Source organism: Legionella worsleiensis (genome assembly GCF_001467535.1).
Taxonomy (GTDB): domain Bacteria; phylum Pseudomonadota; class Gammaproteobacteria; order Legionellales; family Legionellaceae; genus Legionella; species Legionella worsleiensis.
In genome coordinates, this window is record NZ_LNZC01000027.1 from 215,529 (window position 1) to 232,449 (window position 16,921).

The window sequence follows — 16,921 nt, forward strand, 5'->3', positions numbered from 1 at the left end:
TGCTTGATCTTTATAGTGATTATTTGATTTTTCAAAACAAATACGCAACAGCCACGGGTTTGTCTGATTTGGTTGATGGAGCATTTGCTCATGACAAAGTGACGAGATTTCTTCGTCTTGAGGATTTTGGTTCAAAATCACTTTGGAGCTATATAAAAAAGGCAGTAAGGTCACAAGAAACGGTTGGTGGGGTATTGATACTGGATGATTCCATCGAAGAGAAACCATACACTGATGAGAATGAAATTAATTGCTGGCATTACTCTCATGCCAAAGGGATTGTTCTCAAAGGGATAAACATCCTGTCGTGCATGATCCGCTATGAGGACTTCTGTGTACCCATAGGATATGAGGTGATTAAAAAAGATGTTGCCTATTGTGATATTAAAACCAAACAAGCCAGAAGAAAGTCATCGGTGACCAAAAATCAATTATTTCAAAACCTGATTACTCAGGCGATTACCAATAAGGTGATGTTTGATTATGTGCTAGCAGACAACTGGTTTGGCTCGAAGGCCAATATGGTTCACATCCATAAAGACCTTCAAAAATCGTTTATCATTGGGATTAAGTCTAATCGCACATTAGCCTTATCTGAAAACGATGCCAAAAACGGACGGTACCAACAAGTAAGAGCATTAGAACTTGAAGAGGATGTAGCCCACACAGTCTGGCTTAAAGGCCTAGACTTCCCCGTGAGGCTCCTGAAAAAAGTATTCAAAAACGAAAACGGTTCAACAGGAATTCTCTATCTTGTTTCTAATGACATGCTAAGTAGTGCCGAACGTCTTTATGAAGTGTACCAGAAACGGTGGCGGATTGAAGAGTATCACAAATCAATTAAGCAAAATGCAAGCTTGACCAAGTCACCAACTCGAACCGCCAAAACTCAGTGTAATCATATCTATGCTTCTATAATTGCTTACTGCAAACTGGAACTGTTGAAGATAAAAACTCATTTAAATCACTTCGCAATTAAGTATAAACTTATTGTTAGAGCGAACCAGATTGCTTGGCAGGAGCTAAAAAAAATGGCAGCCTAAAATTGATCGTGCGTAACATGAGTGAATAAGTTCAATATTGACAGGAATGTTGAAGCCCACATGAGAGTCAATGAGAGACTGGAACACCATCATACAGAATTCAACAGGTTACTGGAACGTTTCAAAGATCAAATGTCTTCTTACATACACAAGGGTTCTGCCTATATTTCTATAGATGGAGAACAAAATGAAACGATTCCCAATCCTAATTTTCTGCGCAGATATAAAGCACTGGCTGATAGTGCAGAACAATTGTTAACTGCTTTAGAAAACAACAAAAACAATTTTTTTAAAAATCCAACCGAAAAAAACCTGGATATTTTGAGAATTGATAGCCTAAGGGAAATAAAAAACGCCAAGAAACAGTTTTCTAAACATCGGGATTTATGGTATCAAATTCATCCCATCCTGAGGGGTATTTTGGGTTTACTCGCAGCGATTACCGTTGTTCCTGCCGTTCTGGTTGAGCTGCAAGCACCTAATGGATTTGCGGGTACATTCTTCAAGACGCCAAAAACAGAAGCAATGCAGTTTTTAGAGTCTTTTGAAGAACAATTAACCAAAACAAATACCATTCTCGATGAATTGGTGATTCCGACACTCAGCTTGAGTTAAGCAAGCCCCATATTGATACAAGATAAAAGCCGAGGGTATTATTATTCCCAGTAGTATTACCTTCGGTGTCTATGGTTTAAAATCTAAAACAGAAGACCATAGGCCTCATATCAAAACGACACCTTTCTCCAAAAAACCGCCAAAACTCTTGCCTGCGAAAACGCTTTAAGAAATCCTGCACATCATCAGAACCTTGGCTACTAGTGGCACCATTTGCATAATATAACGGCCCTGACACCAAGTATAAAACGAGTTTGCAATGGCTAGACTTATGCTCAATGATGAGCTTTGGGCTAAGCTAAAACCTATCATGTGACAACATAGGATTTATGACAAGCCTACTCTTCGTTTAGAGGAAATTTGTTGTTACTCTGGAGCTCTTGGATGCCTCGGGCAAGCCGAGGCACGTAGGCAGGAGCAATGATCATTGCCCTAATTGTTTCCCAAACTTTTTTGCACCTTTTTAAGAGAATCAAGTAAATCCGCTGTCCGAGTACTGAGAGCACCTTTTCTTATGTCAGGGAATTGCGTTTCAACTGCTTTAACAGCTTCTTGGGGACTCATTGTTTGTGACTTTTCTAACAATTGCTTCAATCCCTCTACTTTAGCTTCTTTTCTGTCTTTATTAGGGTAAGGCCAAAAGCTGCGTATTTCTTTTTCCAGCCTATCAATCAAGTGGTTTATTTCAGTAACTTGATGGCTCGTAAAGTTGGAATTCATGGGTGCAGTAGTTGGGTTTTCTGGGCAAGACCTGGTTGCAAACAACCCTGAAGACAAAGGATTCCTCCCAAGATCTCCGGTTCTGTCCTGAACGTTGGGTTGTTCGGGTAGTTGAGATGTGATTCTAAATGTTGCGAAAGGATCTTCAACACGATTACCCGGATTATGCCGTTGCGAATCTGGTAATTGAAGATAGTAGCTTTGCCTTACCAAAACAGACCCATCTCGCTCAGTAGTATCACCTACACCTCCAGCCATCTGATAAATATCATCTAGTAATACTATACAATTTTCATTTCGGTAATTAAAACGAGAGGGGGTGCCTAGATCATCATAAATAACAGCGTCATATTTTGCTTTCTTTTCCATTTCATCTGAGTTAATTGGTCGCTTATCTGTACCAATTTTATGCGCCTTCAAAGTGGCATCAATCCGGTTAAGAAAATTCAGAATTGCTTTTTTATCTTTTAATTCATCATCATAAAATTTAACCGCTACCTGCTTGCTGGGTTGCCCTGTTCTCGCCAGTGCATTGCTGGCAAATTTTATTGCAGCTCTGGGGGCATCTTCGTTGATTAGCTCTTGTGCTATTAACACTACTGCTTGTGCCATTTGCTCCGGGGCAATACTGATATGAATTTTCCAGCCATTTACGATCCCATCGCCGACTGCGCCAATGGCATTAGAATAAATAACGTTGTCTTTGGAATCAGGTATCATAATCCAGTGTGCATTTTCCGAACCAGCGGAGTCTGGTTTGTAAAGGTTGATTAACTCGTTAATATCAATAACCATGATAGATTAGCCCTCGGTCTGTGTTTAATATAAACAATTATAGCAGCGCCTCATTAAGAAATTATTAAACAAAATAAGCGATTCAAAACCTTAGCATAGCCCACAAAGAAACAAATATAGACTTAATGATTTTTTTTAGATCACAACTTGTGGTTATATGTTAAACTACCAGGCATCAAATAAAACTGAGAAAAGTGATGCCAAAATTAACGATTAACCCTACCCAGTTAACCCCTGAACAAATGGATTTGTTTATAGAAGTATTGTTATCTTATTCCGATACAAAAGTATGGATAAAAAAAGAACAATACATCTCGGGGCTGGGGTATTCGCTTGAGTTGACTCACACCATTCTGCAAAGAATGCGTAAAAAAAATGAAGATGGAAGCAGAAGAAGCGGGTGTCGTTATGAAATTTTGCATAACATCCCATTATGCAAAAAAGATGCGGTAGAAATTTATAAATCACTTGCCACCCTATCTCCTGACGATGACAATGGAAACCGATTAAAAATCAAAAAACCGGAAAAAAAACGCATAATCAAAATCCAAAATCCCGCAAAAATAAGTCTTGAGCTTGAAACAGCCTTAAGGATAATAAAACAAGAAGCGCTTATACTGGAAAAACTACCTCATTTAAGCGGAAAGCCTTTAGTAACAGATTTCAGTCTTAAACAGACCTATATGTACAACACTATGCGGCGTTTACCCGGAAAAGAACTTTTTGATATTCTGTTGGATGATGTTGAAGGACGAGTGGTTCTATCCACCGACCAACGATTTGCGCTAAGTTATGCTGTTTTAAATGCTTATGTGAATCAGGTTTATAACCATGATCTGGTGCATAGAGACATTAAACTGGAAAATATCCTGGTCAGTATGACTCCCTCTATAACAGTCAATATAATCGATTACGGTTATGCCAAACCCAAAGACGTTACTGATGGGCTTACCTGTGGTACTCTTGCCTACACAGCCCCTGAAATATTCAGAAACGTTGAGATATCAAGTGCCAGTGATGTCTATTCTCTGGCCCGTGTTTTAGGATTAATTTGGGGGGATTATCTGGGATATTATGTATACCAGGGCAATGCCACCCTATATTTTAGAAATTATGCAGGGCATTTCCCCTATTCCCGATTGTTTCAAGAGGGGACCATGCCCGATATAACAGCTGCAGAAAAAGCAAAAATCAAAAATACTCTTGAAAAAATGTCCGCTTACAAACCCGATAACCGCATAAACGTCACCGAGGCTTTGGCCGTATTTGCAGATCTTACAGCACACCGTCCTCCTGACTTGTCACACTATCCATCAACAGTTGAGGCTGTTGATGAAGCCGCAGAACAATTCTTACCCAATCCCCCCAAAAGCCTGATTGCGATTCACGAACAACTGGCAGGATTAAGAAAAAAAATAAACTGGCTAATAGATCATGAATACTATGACATGGCACCGCTCGTGATCTTTGCTTGTCTTGGTTTATCAATGGAAACAACAGCCTTTGAACAATCATTCCAGGCAAGCCCTCTTGAGAAGGCTTTATTTGATAAATACACCATACGATGTCAAGAACATTTGGAACTACTTTACAGTATGCTCAATCAGCATCAAAACGACTCTGCTGACATATTCAAAAAATTACGCATCAACGTCAATCTTCTGGCTGGTTATATCAAACTGGGATACGCTAACTACAAACAAATAGAAAAAATTGGCTTTTTCGCCCCTCCCAAATCGCAGCGCCAAACTGAAATATTAGAGCTCACCTTAGCAGATAGCTCATCAGAACATCAGCCGAAATGCTAATAATGGTCTATTCTCAATAATAAGCAGATTGGGATCATCATCGTTGCAAGGATGCGCCATGATTTTGAGTGAAAACGGACAGATCAAGATGAAAAAAACATTATTTATTTTCTTAATGTGCGTCTCATGGGGAGCGTTTTCAGCCAATATACTCGTTAGAGGTCAACCTATTCCCCTGGAATACAACCATGATATTTATTATTGGCCAAATAATGTTGCTCTCTATCCTGGAACCCAAAATCTGTTCATTACTATGGATGGCATCAACAAATTGTGTTTTCTAAATACTGCTCCGCCAGGATTGCTAGAACAAATTTCTGCGATAAGCATCAACATCAAAGGACAGCTTACTCATTGGAATTGTTTCCCCTACACCACCGAGATTTACGAAGTCAGACCATGATTTAATGTTCCATCATTAGACCAACCTTGATGCAGCGATAGCGTAATCAAGGCTTGGAATGAAGTTTTCAAGTTGTTTGTTTGTCCCTTATGCTGTTAGATCCTTACAATAACTGTAGCCTGTATTAGACAAAGTCGTAATACAGGTTCTAATCTTGCTTTAGCCCCTTGAAATACTCTGAAAAATCCCTGTATTACGACTTTGTCTAATACAGGCTACAAGTGAACGGAACAAACCCTGTGATTGGAGCCTTTAGGATTTTAACTGGAAATGTTGAACAGCTCTTTATTATGGTAAACAGACGAATACCTTAAGTGCATGGTGAAAAGCATGAGAGGTGATGGTATTCATTCCGGCCTTGGTGCAGCGATAGCGTAATCAAGGATTTACTCTCTAAATCCAACTATAGGCTCAACTCTTATGGCCGTACCACACTTAAAAGACCTTTTTTTAATAGGACAGACCTAAATAACACCTTTTTCTGTATTGCATCACTGTCAAAATCAAGCTATAAACATCATTTATTTTTGTAAACTCTGATACTAGCCTTTGCTCCATACGCTCTGAGCGCCGGAGTTGTAACGCCTGGGAACATCACTTAATAAATCACGAACAAAGTCTCTTTAAACAAGACTTATTTCTGAAACTTCAGAGCACAGCAAAAAAATGATTCAAGGAGTTCCCCATGCAAAAAATGATGATTATAGAGATACCCGTTCGCAGTAATGTGCCCAAAACAGAGCTTTTCGTGCGAATCACCTATAAAAACGAAGAGTCACTTAAAACCAAGCCTTACGTATTGATGCTTCCTGGTGGGCCCGGAGCAAATCACTCCCACTACAGAGATTATAAATGCCTGAAGGAAGACGCAAATATCATTTTTTTTGATCCCCGTGGCTGTGGTTTAAGTCAAGAAGGTGATCCGTCGACCTATACCATGGATATCACCATTGACGACATTCACCATGTCCTCCAGGAATTAAAACTGGAACAAGTAACCGTATTAGGTAAATCCTGTGGGGCAATGCATGCCCTTGGCTTCGCCTTGCGTTACCCGCATCAGGTAAGTCGTTTAATTTTAGCTGCTGGAGCGGCAAGTAATGCATTTTTAGAAACGGCAAAAGCACATGTTTTGGCAAAGGGAACTGAAGAACAAATCAAAGCCTGTGAGTTACTGTGGCAAGGCGCTTTCGCAAATAAAGAAGAAGCGGAGCACTATTTTACCGTGATGCAACCCTTTTATTCTTGGAAAAAAAGGCATAATGAACCCGTTTCCAGGCCACTATCAATATTTCCTTTCAGCTTTAAAGTGCTTAATGAAGGTTTTCGTACCCGAGTTTGGGATTTTGATTTTACAGCACAATTATCTTCTGTCCGTTGCCCCACGCTAATTTTGGTTGGAGAAGAAGATTGGGTTACATCTGTTGCTTATTCACAAGAAATGGCTCAAGGCATCCCTGACTCCAAACTCATGATTTTTAAAAACGCTGACCACTCCATGGAATCGGATGTACCAAAAGAGTATTTTGGAGCCATTCGTCATTTTATTAAAGAAAGAACACTTGAAAAAATACCCGTTCATTCATTATTTGCTGTAGCCAAAGAGGCGGAGGAACACATCACCTCATACGGATGTATTCTTTGAAAAAAATACGATTAAACAAAAACGCAACAAAGTGTTTCAGGGTCATAAGGAAGGGATTCATCCGGTTGAAAACATCACCCTACATGAGGTCAACAATGTGTATTGGCCTCATGATTTTAGCAAAAAAAGGAATTATTCATGACTGATTACATCATTAATCCGACTAAATTTCGCACACCTCATGCTGATGCTGAATCAAAAGAAGCGCTGATTGAGCTTATCAAGACTACTCCATCGCCTTTTCTTGTTTCGGGTTATTATCCAATAACATTTAAGGAAAAACCGGCATTAATTTACCTGACCCACTCACTATTAATTCGTCAAAGAGCGCACAACAGTGCGGGATGTCGTATAGAAGTACTTCAACACAAAAAACCCATAAAGGGAGGTTTTAGCTCCATATACACCAGCCTGGGGGTTCTGCTTCCTGAATCTGATTACCTGTTCAAAAGAAGAAGAGAGCCCAAATCAAGAATATGTAAAATAATACCCATCACGGAGTCTTTCGATGAAAAAATGATAGAACAAGAAAGCTCTTACACACAAATGAATCAGCTGTTGCACTGCAAAAAACCTGTTTTTGACAGCAAGCAAGGGTACCTGGTTATGAAAAAAGTAGGCAATCACGATTTGTTTGATTTTTTAAACGCCTTGGATGCGAGAACTATAACACTGAGTATTGAGCAAAAATTGCACTTGACTCATGCGATTATCAGAGCTGTGAAAGAACAAGTTCACGATTTAGGAATGATTCATACGGATCTAAAACCTGAAAATATTATGGTAGATGAGAAAACACTTGATGCCGTAGTTATTGATTATGGCTTTGCACAGCCCATAAATGAACCTTTAGAAGATGATTCAGTCCACGGTTCTTTATTATACCTTGCTCCTGAAATTCTCTTCGATAACACCCGCTCAATTAAGTCCGATTCTTTTGCACTGGGACTTACCATAGCGCAAATCTGGGGATATCTCTTTGAGATAGAAATCACCCCGGATACAGAATTTTCAGATGCCTATGAGTTCCTTAAAAACCGCACATGGACTCATTTGTTTGAACATGTAGAATTAAGCACATCCCTAAAACACAAAATGATTCAGGTTTTTGACGCATTAACCGAATTTGAGCCTCGTAATAGAATCGTTTCAGCCCATGCCCTCCAACTGTGGGAGGACATAATCAATGAATTTAAGGCAAGCCAGGGACACTCTATGGAGCCGAAACCACCAGCACAGAAATCGACGCTCAGTAGAAGCCCGCTATTTTTTTCACTTGCCTCTTGTGCAAGCAGCTCCAGTGCAAGCAGTTCAAGCGATGATGCCCAAAAATCAGCTGATCCCCTGTCATCATGGCGCAGAGACTCCTGCTGACAAGCCCTTTAACAAAAACAGGATCTTTTAAATTTGCGGGGTAAGGGTTTGAATGAGCTTGTTATATTGTTTTTCCTCAGTTGATTCCCGGCTACCTAAATATCCTCCCACAACAAATAACCCAAACCCCAATATACCGCTTACAGCAGCTGGCACTGCTCCAGCACCAGTAACACCCATAGCAAACGAAACGCCTAATATAACAACAGCCAAATCCATCATTTTGTGACCCAAAATTTGCACATTAGAAGAGGGATTTTTTAGAGAAGACTGAATAAAAGAGGCATATTCTTTGGTCTGTTTTTCGTTAAAAAATGTATAGGTTTTATCCAACACTTTTGTGAGATATACTGTATTCACCTGACCGGATAGAAAAAACTCCTCGACCTTTCCTAGAAGTTTATTCGTATGCGAGCGAACATCACCAGAGAATTCGTCTTGCTTACTTATAAAGTTCAAATAGGATTTCAAAAAAGGAGCTAAAGATGCATCAACATGGACAATAGCCTCTGGATTTTGTTTCACTGCCGCTAACGCAATATCTCTATCTGCTTTGAAATGCGCAGGAGCAAATTCAAGTTGCAGACCATCAGTTTTAACTACATCAAGCACACAATTTCTATTGTTTTTTAAATGCCCATCAGCAAATTCAAATAAACATTTGTATTTCATCACTACTGCAGGATTAACCTTAAGACCTACCATAGGTACCATCATCTTGCCTAGAAATCTTATTTTAGGCGATGGATCTTTGAGTAATTCTTTAACCATAGAACTATTTTGATTTCTCTGACTAAAGCTGGCATCTGGATTAAGTAAGGTTTCTCGGCTGTTGAGTATAGTTTTTAGAATTTTTTTATCAATCGCTGGATCCGCAAAAACTACTGCTATTAGTTTAAACAGCTGGATTGCAGAACGCTTAAAAGGAGTCTCTGGCAAAGCAAATGCTTCGTTCTTAAAAAGGATATAACTCTCAAAAAAACTACGGTAGGATCCGGTAAAAGGAACAACATCCGGGTTTTCATTCACCGCAGCTATTAGAAACGATCGGTCTTGTTTTAATGACTCATCTGCAAGCTGCAGCGCATTGGGATACCCTTCGATTGCTGCAAGCACTATCTCCCTGTCTGCTCCGTATTGCGGATAGATGTATTTAAATTGCTTGCCATGTTGTCTTATTAACATGAGAATATAAATTTTTAGGAATTCCGCCTGCTCTTCTTTTCCAAGATCTTTATCAGATGTAAGCTCAAGACTTTCAATATGATTATTGATAACGTTCGAGCGTCGAAGCAACGCTGCACGAACAATATCATCGTCATTTCTTAGCGTTTCATCTACATATTGAAGTGCGGAGACATCATTGTTTACTGCTGCAAGCGCAAGTTCTTTTTTAACTTGTAACTCTTTAGAAGCATACTTAAGCGCCCAGCCATAATTTCGCACTGCGGCAAGTACAATTTTATCGTTGTTCTTTTGAGGCTCACCAGCAAACTTAAGTGCTTTTCCATGATTGGATACCGCTGCAAAAACAACATCATCATTATTTTGCAGGCTTCTGTCTGCATATTTAAGTGCTTGACCATCATTTTTCACAGCAACCAAAACTATTTTTTTATTTTTTTTAACATCTGAATTAACATATTCAAGAAAACGTCCGCTATACGCTACCGCCTTCATAACAATTTCGAGATCATTTTTTAAGGAGTCGCTTATCTCTGCAAAGCGCCCAGGAGTTTTATTCATCAATTCAAGGACTTCTGTCCTGTTAGACATATCGATATTCATACTTGGTTCTCAATAAAAAAAGGGTTAAGACCGAAAAAATTAAAGGCATTTCTCCCAGGAATTTTATATCTCTATAAACCCAGAGAATTTTCTATTAATCATGCCCGAATGGCTAAAAAAACATCAAGGAAGTCAATATTACTTCATTATAAACTAGAACACAATCTTGATATGGATTACTTTATATTAAAAAGAGCCGCTTACGACATAAGATTAATATGTGTTACTTTAAATCAGGATGAACAAATTTTAACAGGTAAGGCATTTTAATTGACTAAGCTTTTGATTTATGTAAAATAACTGTTCAATTTGGCTTTTATAAGGTTCCTATCATGCCCTTACCCTCTACATTCCAACTAAAACAAATAGAGACAGATTTCAGAACAAAATTTATTGCAGCAATTGAAAAAGACATTGAATCAGGTAAACATGCCAGTGAAACCAATTATTATGCCTTTCGCTTTGGACTCGCTCTCCTGCAACGTCAAGCTCATAATAATGATTCATTAAGCCTGGAACAAACTATAAGAGGACTTTTAAACTGGGTGGTGATCACTGACAACGATAAATATGGTTATATTTCGCCAAGTCGTGTAACTCAATACTCTTTTGATAGATATAATGCACTTCACACACGATGGACAGCTGATATTGATCGTCTTGAGTATCTAAATGAATGTAAAGGAAGATTAGACGATCCACAAAATAATTTGCCCGTGTACAGAAAAATACTACAAAATACCGCTCAAGGCCCATTAATCATTGTACCCAACTGTGCTAAACATACTCTTGCCGTATATTTTGAATACGCCAAAAAATTGGATCATCGCATCACTATTCCTGCAATACCCACAAACCATTTTAATTTAAAACAGTGCGAAGATGGCTTTAATCTGCAATTTTTCGAACAAGAAGTCAGGAAAGGATACCTGGTTAACGCAAAACAAAAATCCAAAGAACAATTGTTATCTGACTTAAAACAGATTATCAACAACGCTAAAAATGACTACGTGGATCACAGCAATGCGATTACCTTCTCCCTGTTTCATCGTCATGGCAATACAGGACGAACAAGGGCGGAGCAATTTGCCCGTGACTTTGAGAGCATAAATGATCTCCATGAGGCCCAAAATAAACTGTTCCAGTATCTACAAAATGACCGTATGGGTAATACTCATCCCCATTCATTTAGAACCATGCTTTTGGCTCAGTTAACGGGTTTAGACAAAACCACCTATCAAACTACCTCTAAAGCATATACAGATGTTTTAAACGAGTTTATCTGGAATGCTCCCCGAAACAATCTCATGGACTTCTTTCAGCAAACTCCCTGGACAACTGTGTAGGAGAGGATAAAATACTCCTGCCCTGGAAATCTTCTGACGTGGATAACAACTGCGTCAGAAACTATTCCAGCAGATGATGAGTCGCTACAGCACGAGTTATGCGTCCACATTCATTCCGATTTCACTATACACCCCTGAATATAAGGCTCTAGCATAAGATTACCTCAAAAATATCCAAATTAATCCTGTTTACTTAAGGTTTTCTTAATGTACAAGCAGTACAATTAAAGACCTCTATTTACATTTATCCTTTTGAAATAATTCCAAGTGATAATGAAGCGTTAACAGGATCAAAAATGGCTCATACTGTATTAAATGAACAAAGCACACTCGAAGATATTCTTGCAATCCCTACGGATGTAAGTTTGGTTCGAATTTTAAAAAACATTGCACCAGAAATTCTGCGAGAATTACCCAAACACGTTACAAAAGTAATGATTAGCCCTGAAGTCTCCACTGAGACAGTTATCGCTCTTCCTGCAAGCATAGAAATGGCGATTATTTACCCTGGAGTTACTGGAGAGACCGTCAGAGCCTTGCCCCCAGGAATCAAAACACTGGTTATTAATCCCGGTATCCCCAAGACAATTATTTGTGAAATACCGCAAAGTGTAAAAGAAGTGGTCCCACATCCAGACGTCCACGAAAGCACCATTAAAGCGTTGCCTGCGCATTTAAACTTAGTGAGTATTGTTCCCAAACTCCCCGTGAAAATTATGCGCGCCCTCCCCGCTACTGTGACCAGGATTGGGCTTAATCCCGGTGTGGGCTGCAGAATTATTAAAGCGATACCCTCACATATAGAAACAATAATCCTTCAGGCTGGCATAGACCTCAATGCCATTCGTGCGCTGCCCCAGCATGTAACCACAGTGATTATTAATCCATGTGTCAAGATAGAAGCACTTCGTGAACTACCTAAAAGTGTTACAAAAATACAAGCATACAGCAATAAGACTTACTCTGAAGAAACGCTAGCTTACATTGATCAATTCAACTTAAGTATAGCTGCATCAACACCCAACCTTCCTCAGGATTATGTATCCAGGTTCACTGTAACAAGCACTCAACCTGAAGAAAAGTCGTTGGGTGGCGCTGCATCTTCTCAACCAGTGGAAAATTATCATGATGATTCTGTGCCCACGCAAACTCGTGATGAGGCTCCAGAGCCTCTGTCTGAAACCAGCCGCCCAACGGCCAAAAGACCAAGAGAAGAAGTCATTGATCCCAGCCCCAGAGAAACAAGAATATCAAGAACAGCATTTACTTTTTTTCAGAGCGTTTCTGTTGAAAACATTATGGAAAATTCAGATTATGAGGCCGCTTGTTCATTGTATCGGCTCCAATTAGGTTAAATAAGAAAAGGCCTGTATGCACGCCACTTGCGCAGGCCTGACATTATCATGTTGATTCAAAGGGATTACCGGTTAATAATAACCTAATAATTTCAGTCATATCTTAACGCCCCTATAGGTTTTAGTGTCTGCTAATCACATAATAGCGGCAATCAAGATACTGGCTATTGGCATCAAATGATCGATAAGGACATTATCATGAGCTGTTCCAATAACACATTATTTCAAACCGGCACATTATGCGGATTTATCGATAAAGTATACGATGGGGATTGCACCCTCAAAACTTTGAGCGAAAAAGGAACTCTGGGCATTGGAACTTTTAATGGAGTACATGGTGAGTTAATCGGTATTGATGGCCAATTTTATCGCATCATTGAAGATGGAATGGCACGACCAGTTGATCCTCAGGAAAAAACGCCCTTTGCCTGGGTGGTTCCCTTTGAAGAAACCCAGCAGTTTCAATTAGACGACATAGAGAATCTGACTCATTTTGCCGAAGAATTTGACAAACATATCCCCTCTCAAAATTACATCTATGCCTATCGTTTTGCATGTGTTTTAGATGAAATTCAATGCCGTTCAGAAGCGTGCCAACCCCAACCTTATCAACCGTTAATGCAAACCTTACCCGAGCTTCAGGTCAATTTTACCTATCAGCAAATCAAAGGAGTGTTTGCAGGATTTCGCTTTCCCGATTATTTTGCGGCATTAAATGTACCCGGTCATCACCTGCATTTTTTAAATCCCGATGAGATGAAAGGAGGACATGTCTTTGAATTAAAATTTAAATCAGCAAAAATCAAAGTCTGTATGATTAAAAAATACGAACTCGCACTCATCGAATCAGAAGCATTTAGCCAATTTAAAATGCATGGAGAAGAATTGCACAGCGCAACAAAAGCGATAGAGCAACAAAAATAAACCATTCCTAATTCCAACCGCATCTCTTGATACGGTTGGAATTAAACGGTTATCAACCCGGTAAAGCGCTTTTAATTGCCAGTACTGGCATTCATAGTTTCAAATAACTTGGGATTGTCCGAGTAATCAATAGGAATATCAACCAGCACCGGGCCTGTTTGCGCCAGCGCTTCAAGAAGCAAGGCTTTAAAGTCAGATGGATGTTTTAACTCATACCCCTTAGCGCCAAATGCCTTGGCAAAATCAATAACATTCACTGTACCAAAATCAACTCCCGATCCTCTATGGTACTTCATCAGTTCTTGCTCTTTAACCATGTTGTAGCCATTATCCCGCCAGATAAAATGAACAAAATTCTGTTTGTGTCTCACTGCATTTTCCAACTCCATGGCCGAGAATAAAAACCCGCCATCACCAGATAAAGAGATAACCCGTTTATCAGGATGAACGAAATTCACCGCCATAGCCCAGGGCATTCCCACTCCTAAAGTTTGTTGCCCATTACTGAACAGAAGATGATGGGGTTCATAAGATAAAAAGTAGCGAGCCATCCACATATAAACAGAGCCAACATCACACACCACATAGGCCTCGTCATCCAGAGCATTTCTTAATTCATAAATAAAATGCAAAGGGTGCAGGAGCTTGCCTTTTGATAAATATTCCCCGCTGTGGATGATGTGTTGATGCGCCTCATGATAGGGTTTGACGTACTCATCATTGCGGGAAACCATGGCAGAATCCAGTAAACCGGTTAATATGGTGATATTTGCATCCACATCACCTAACAGCTCATATTTTGGTTGATAGGCCGCATGAATTTTTGCGGGTAAATAGTCAATATGAATGATTGTTCTTTGTTTTCTTCTATTCCAGGTTTCGGGATCATATTCCGCCATATTTAAACCAACAGTAATAACTAGGTCTGCATGACGCAATAATTCATCACCCGGCTGATTAGAAAACAAACCGACCCGTCCAGCAAAACAGGACACCAGATTGCGTGGAACCACACCTGCAGCCTGAAAGGTTCCCACCGTAGGCAAATGAGTTTTTGCTAATAGGGCTCGTATCGCTTTGGTATTTTCAGGTCGGCTTGCTTCTTGCCCCAATAACAATACCGGAGATTGCGCCACATTAATGGAGTGAGCAACTGCTTGCAAAGTATGTTCATGTCCCACGCCATAACGAATTTCATGCAAAGGCTCAATAACCGCAGCATCAACCTGCTCCGTCAATACATCCTGCGGTAAACTGATAAAACAAGCGCCACGCCTTGGAGCAGTCGCACAACGAAAAGCATTAGCAAAAACTTCCGGGATCGTTTGCGGCATCAATACCTCAACACTGGATTTGGTCACAGGAGCCATTAATGCCACATTATTTGTATTCTGATGCGATTCTTTTAAAGCCATAGCACGTGGCACATTTCCACCAATGGCAACGATAGGATCACCTTCTGTTGTAGCGGTCAATAACCCTGTAGCCAGATTAGAAACACCAGGGCCTGAAGTAACCAGAACGACACCTGGCTTACCCGTTAATCGCCCATAAGCTTGCGCCATAAAGGCTGCGTTTTGTTCATGACGGCATAAAATCAGCTGAATGGAAGAATCTTCAAGTGCGTCAAAAACGGTATCTATTTTTGCCCCCGGGATGCCAAATACAAACTGCACGCCCTGCGCTTCCAAACACTTGACAACAAGCTGCCCGCCTTTTAATCGTTCCATGATTTCTTCCATTGTGATTCATTCCTGGTATTACTAAGTTTAGCTTGATTACGGCAAAAGCAACACTGTAGACTGATGGAGTTAATTAAATAAATGCGATTAAAGCTTTAAATTTGCAAGTGCTGTTTCAAAAAAAAACAATGTCAGTTCTGTATACAGTACGTTGATTAAACACTATTTTTTCGAGATCAAGATCAATTCCAAAACCTCGTCTATAGTTAAAAGAAACAACTCAAATAATAACGGAATAGGATATTCCAAGTGGGGGAAAAACCATGTACAGAAGATGGCTAGGGATAGTTGCGATTTTTGTTTTACTCAATACTTCATGTTTTGCTGAAGAACATGAAATTGCCATAACCATAGATGATTTGCCCTTTGTTGGCTCAGGTACCAATACACCAGGCAACTTGAAAAGAACTCAAGAGCGATTTATGGCTATAGTCAACACCCTGGTCGAAAATCAGGTTCCTGCAACCGGTTTTGCAATAGGTGGAGCCGTAGCCAAAAACGAATGGGAATTATTGGAAACATTTCGCAATCAAGGCTTAACTCTAGGTAATCATACGTATACCCATCAAAGCTTGAACAGTATGTCCGCAGAACGCTATATAGCAGATATAGAGCGAGCTGACACGACGCTTGCGCCAGTGATGACCGAGCCCAAATACTTTCGTTACCCTTATCTTGCAGAAGGTACTGGGGAAAAAAAACAAAAAGTACAGGAATGGCTGGCTGAACATCAATACACCATAGCTCCGGTGACCATAGACAGTAAAGATTATGAATTTAACGCTCAGTTCTATAGAATACCCTACCGGCAAAGACCAAGCAGTCTTAACTCATTCAAAAAAAGATATCTTGCTTTTATCTGGAACCAAACACTTAAAGCAGATAAAAAAGCTAAAAAAGTAGAAGGCCAGCCCATCAAACACATTCTCCTGATCCATGCGAATTTGCTTAACAGTTTATGCTTGCCAGACATTATAGAAATGTATCGCAGCAAAGGATATAAATTCATTACCCTTGCAGAGGCCTTAAAAGGCAATACAGCAACAGTGATTGATGATGCCTCAACTACAACTCCTGACTCGCAAACGCAAAGCAAGGCAGAAACGAAAGCACCATAAACCCATAGGGCGTGTTGCTAATTGCTCCCGCCCACGTGCCTCGGCTTGTTTTTAATTTCCATGGTAGCTCTTGAGTACTCCAGTGTTGCCAATTACCCCCGCCTACGTGCCTCGGCTTGTTTTTAATTTCCATGATAGCTATTGAATACTCCAGTGTTGCCAATTACCCCCGCCTACGTGCCTCGGCTTGTTTTTAATTTCCATGATAGCTCTTGAATACTCCAGTGTTGCCAATTACCCCCGCC

General features: G+C 39.9%; 13 protein-coding genes. 10 read left to right on the forward strand and 3 right to left on the reverse strand.

Going from position 1 to position 16,921, the window contains the following annotated elements:
* Together Lwor_RS13350 and Lwor_RS10530 are read left to right on the forward strand one after the other, a co-directional pair.
* Positions 1–1,043 (forward strand): IS701 family transposase (locus tag Lwor_RS13350; RefSeq protein ID WP_065235855.1); only part of this gene is annotated, 1,043 nt, incomplete at its 5' end.
* Positions 1,044–1,064: 21 nt separating this feature from the next.
* Positions 1,065–1,658, forward strand: coding sequence for a hypothetical protein (locus Lwor_RS10530; RefSeq protein ID WP_172458821.1), 594 nt, complete (start codon positions 1,065–1,067; stop codon positions 1,656–1,658).
* Between the two features lie 432 nt (positions 1,659–2,090).
* Here the strand turns inward: Lwor_RS10530 and Lwor_RS10535 are convergent, their stop codons facing one another.
* The gene (locus tag Lwor_RS10535) at positions 2,091–3,173 is read right to left on the reverse strand and encodes a hypothetical protein (RefSeq protein WP_058493834.1); all 1,083 of its coding nucleotides are present in this window, start codon (positions 3,171–3,173) and stop codon (positions 2,091–2,093) included.
* Between the two features lie 197 nt (positions 3,174–3,370).
* Here Lwor_RS10535 and Lwor_RS10540 point away from each other — a divergent pair, with 197 nt between their 5' ends.
* The 4 genes from Lwor_RS10540 (at position 3,371) to Lwor_RS10555 (ending at position 8,403) form a co-directional block, all read left to right on the forward strand.
* A complete protein-coding gene (locus Lwor_RS10540; RefSeq protein WP_058493835.1) occupies positions 3,371–4,981 on the forward strand; it encodes a protein kinase domain-containing protein in 1,611 nt (536 codons plus the stop codon).
* Between the two features lie 58 nt (positions 4,982–5,039).
* Positions 5,040–5,384, forward strand: coding sequence for a hypothetical protein (locus tag Lwor_RS10545; protein WP_238584657.1), 345 nt, complete (start codon positions 5,040–5,042; stop codon positions 5,382–5,384).
* A 685-nt stretch (positions 5,385–6,069) separates the two neighbouring features.
* Positions 6,070–7,029, forward strand: a complete 960-nt coding sequence (locus Lwor_RS10550; protein WP_058493836.1) for an alpha/beta fold hydrolase — start codon at positions 6,070–6,072, stop codon at positions 7,027–7,029.
* A 138-nt stretch (positions 7,030–7,167) separates the two neighbouring features.
* A complete protein-coding gene (locus Lwor_RS10555; RefSeq protein ID WP_058493837.1) occupies positions 7,168–8,403 on the forward strand; it encodes a protein kinase domain-containing protein in 1,236 nt (411 codons plus the stop codon).
* 27 nt (positions 8,404–8,430) lie between these two features.
* Here the strand turns inward: Lwor_RS10555 and Lwor_RS10560 are convergent, their stop codons facing one another.
* On the reverse strand, positions 8,431–10,191 hold the full coding sequence (locus tag Lwor_RS10560) for a DUF4116 domain-containing protein (RefSeq protein ID WP_058493838.1): 1,761 nt from the start codon (positions 10,189–10,191) through the stop codon (positions 8,431–8,433).
* Between the two features lie 332 nt (positions 10,192–10,523).
* Between Lwor_RS10560 and Lwor_RS10565 the strand changes: the two genes are divergently transcribed.
* The 3 genes from Lwor_RS10565 (at position 10,524) to budA (ending at position 13,816) form a co-directional block, all read left to right on the forward strand.
* On the forward strand, positions 10,524–11,537 hold the full coding sequence (locus Lwor_RS10565; protein WP_058493839.1) for a hypothetical protein: 1,014 nt from the start codon (positions 10,524–10,526) through the stop codon (positions 11,535–11,537).
* Positions 11,538–11,833: 296 nt separating this feature from the next.
* Positions 11,834–12,892: a hypothetical protein gene (locus tag Lwor_RS10570; protein WP_058493840.1), complete on the forward strand. Its 1,059-nt coding sequence runs from the start codon at positions 11,834–11,836 to the stop codon at positions 12,890–12,892.
* 198 nt (positions 12,893–13,090) lie between these two features.
* Entirely contained in the window at positions 13,091–13,816 is a 726-nt protein-coding gene (gene budA / locus Lwor_RS10575) for an acetolactate decarboxylase (RefSeq protein ID WP_058493841.1), read from the forward strand.
* Between the two features lie 71 nt (positions 13,817–13,887).
* Here budA and alsS read toward each other — a convergent pair whose 3' ends face one another.
* Positions 13,888–15,546, reverse strand: a complete 1,659-nt coding sequence (gene alsS / locus Lwor_RS10580) for an acetolactate synthase AlsS (RefSeq protein WP_218563601.1) — start codon at positions 15,544–15,546, stop codon at positions 13,888–13,890.
* Between the two features lie 275 nt (positions 15,547–15,821).
* Between alsS and Lwor_RS10585 the strand changes: the two genes are divergently transcribed.
* Entirely contained in the window at positions 15,822–16,676 is an 855-nt protein-coding gene (locus Lwor_RS10585) for a polysaccharide deacetylase family protein (RefSeq protein ID WP_058493843.1), read from the forward strand.
* The last annotated feature ends 245 nt before the right edge of the window (positions 16,677–16,921 follow it).

Coding starts and splice junctions, on each gene's coding strand:
- Lwor_RS10555 (WP_058493837.1), top strand. CDS start 7,168: ATGACTGATTACATCATTAATCCGACTAAATTTCGCACACCTCATGCT.
- Lwor_RS10585 (WP_058493843.1), top strand. CDS start 15,822: ATGTACAGAAGATGGCTAGGGATAGTTGCGATTTTTGTTTTACTCAAT.
- Lwor_RS10570 (WP_058493840.1), top strand. CDS start 11,834: ATGGCTCATACTGTATTAAATGAACAAAGCACACTCGAAGATATTCTT.
- alsS (WP_218563601.1), bottom strand. CDS start 15,546: ATGGAACGATTAAAAGGCGGGCAGCTTGTTGTCAAGTGTTTGGAAGCG.
- Lwor_RS10545 (WP_238584657.1), top strand. CDS start 5,040: ATGATTTTGAGTGAAAACGGACAGATCAAGATGAAAAAAACATTATTT.
- Lwor_RS10535 (WP_058493834.1), bottom strand. CDS start 3,173: ATGGTTATTGATATTAACGAGTTAATCAACCTTTACAAACCAGACTCC.
- budA (WP_058493841.1), top strand. CDS start 13,091: ATGAGCTGTTCCAATAACACATTATTTCAAACCGGCACATTATGCGGA.
- Lwor_RS10565 (WP_058493839.1), top strand. CDS start 10,524: ATGCCCTTACCCTCTACATTCCAACTAAAACAAATAGAGACAGATTTC.
- Lwor_RS10550 (WP_058493836.1), top strand. CDS start 6,070: ATGCAAAAAATGATGATTATAGAGATACCCGTTCGCAGTAATGTGCCC.
- Lwor_RS10560 (WP_058493838.1), bottom strand. CDS start 10,191: ATGAATATCGATATGTCTAACAGGACAGAAGTCCTTGAATTGATGAAT.
- Lwor_RS10540 (WP_058493835.1), top strand. CDS start 3,371: ATGCCAAAATTAACGATTAACCCTACCCAGTTAACCCCTGAACAAATG.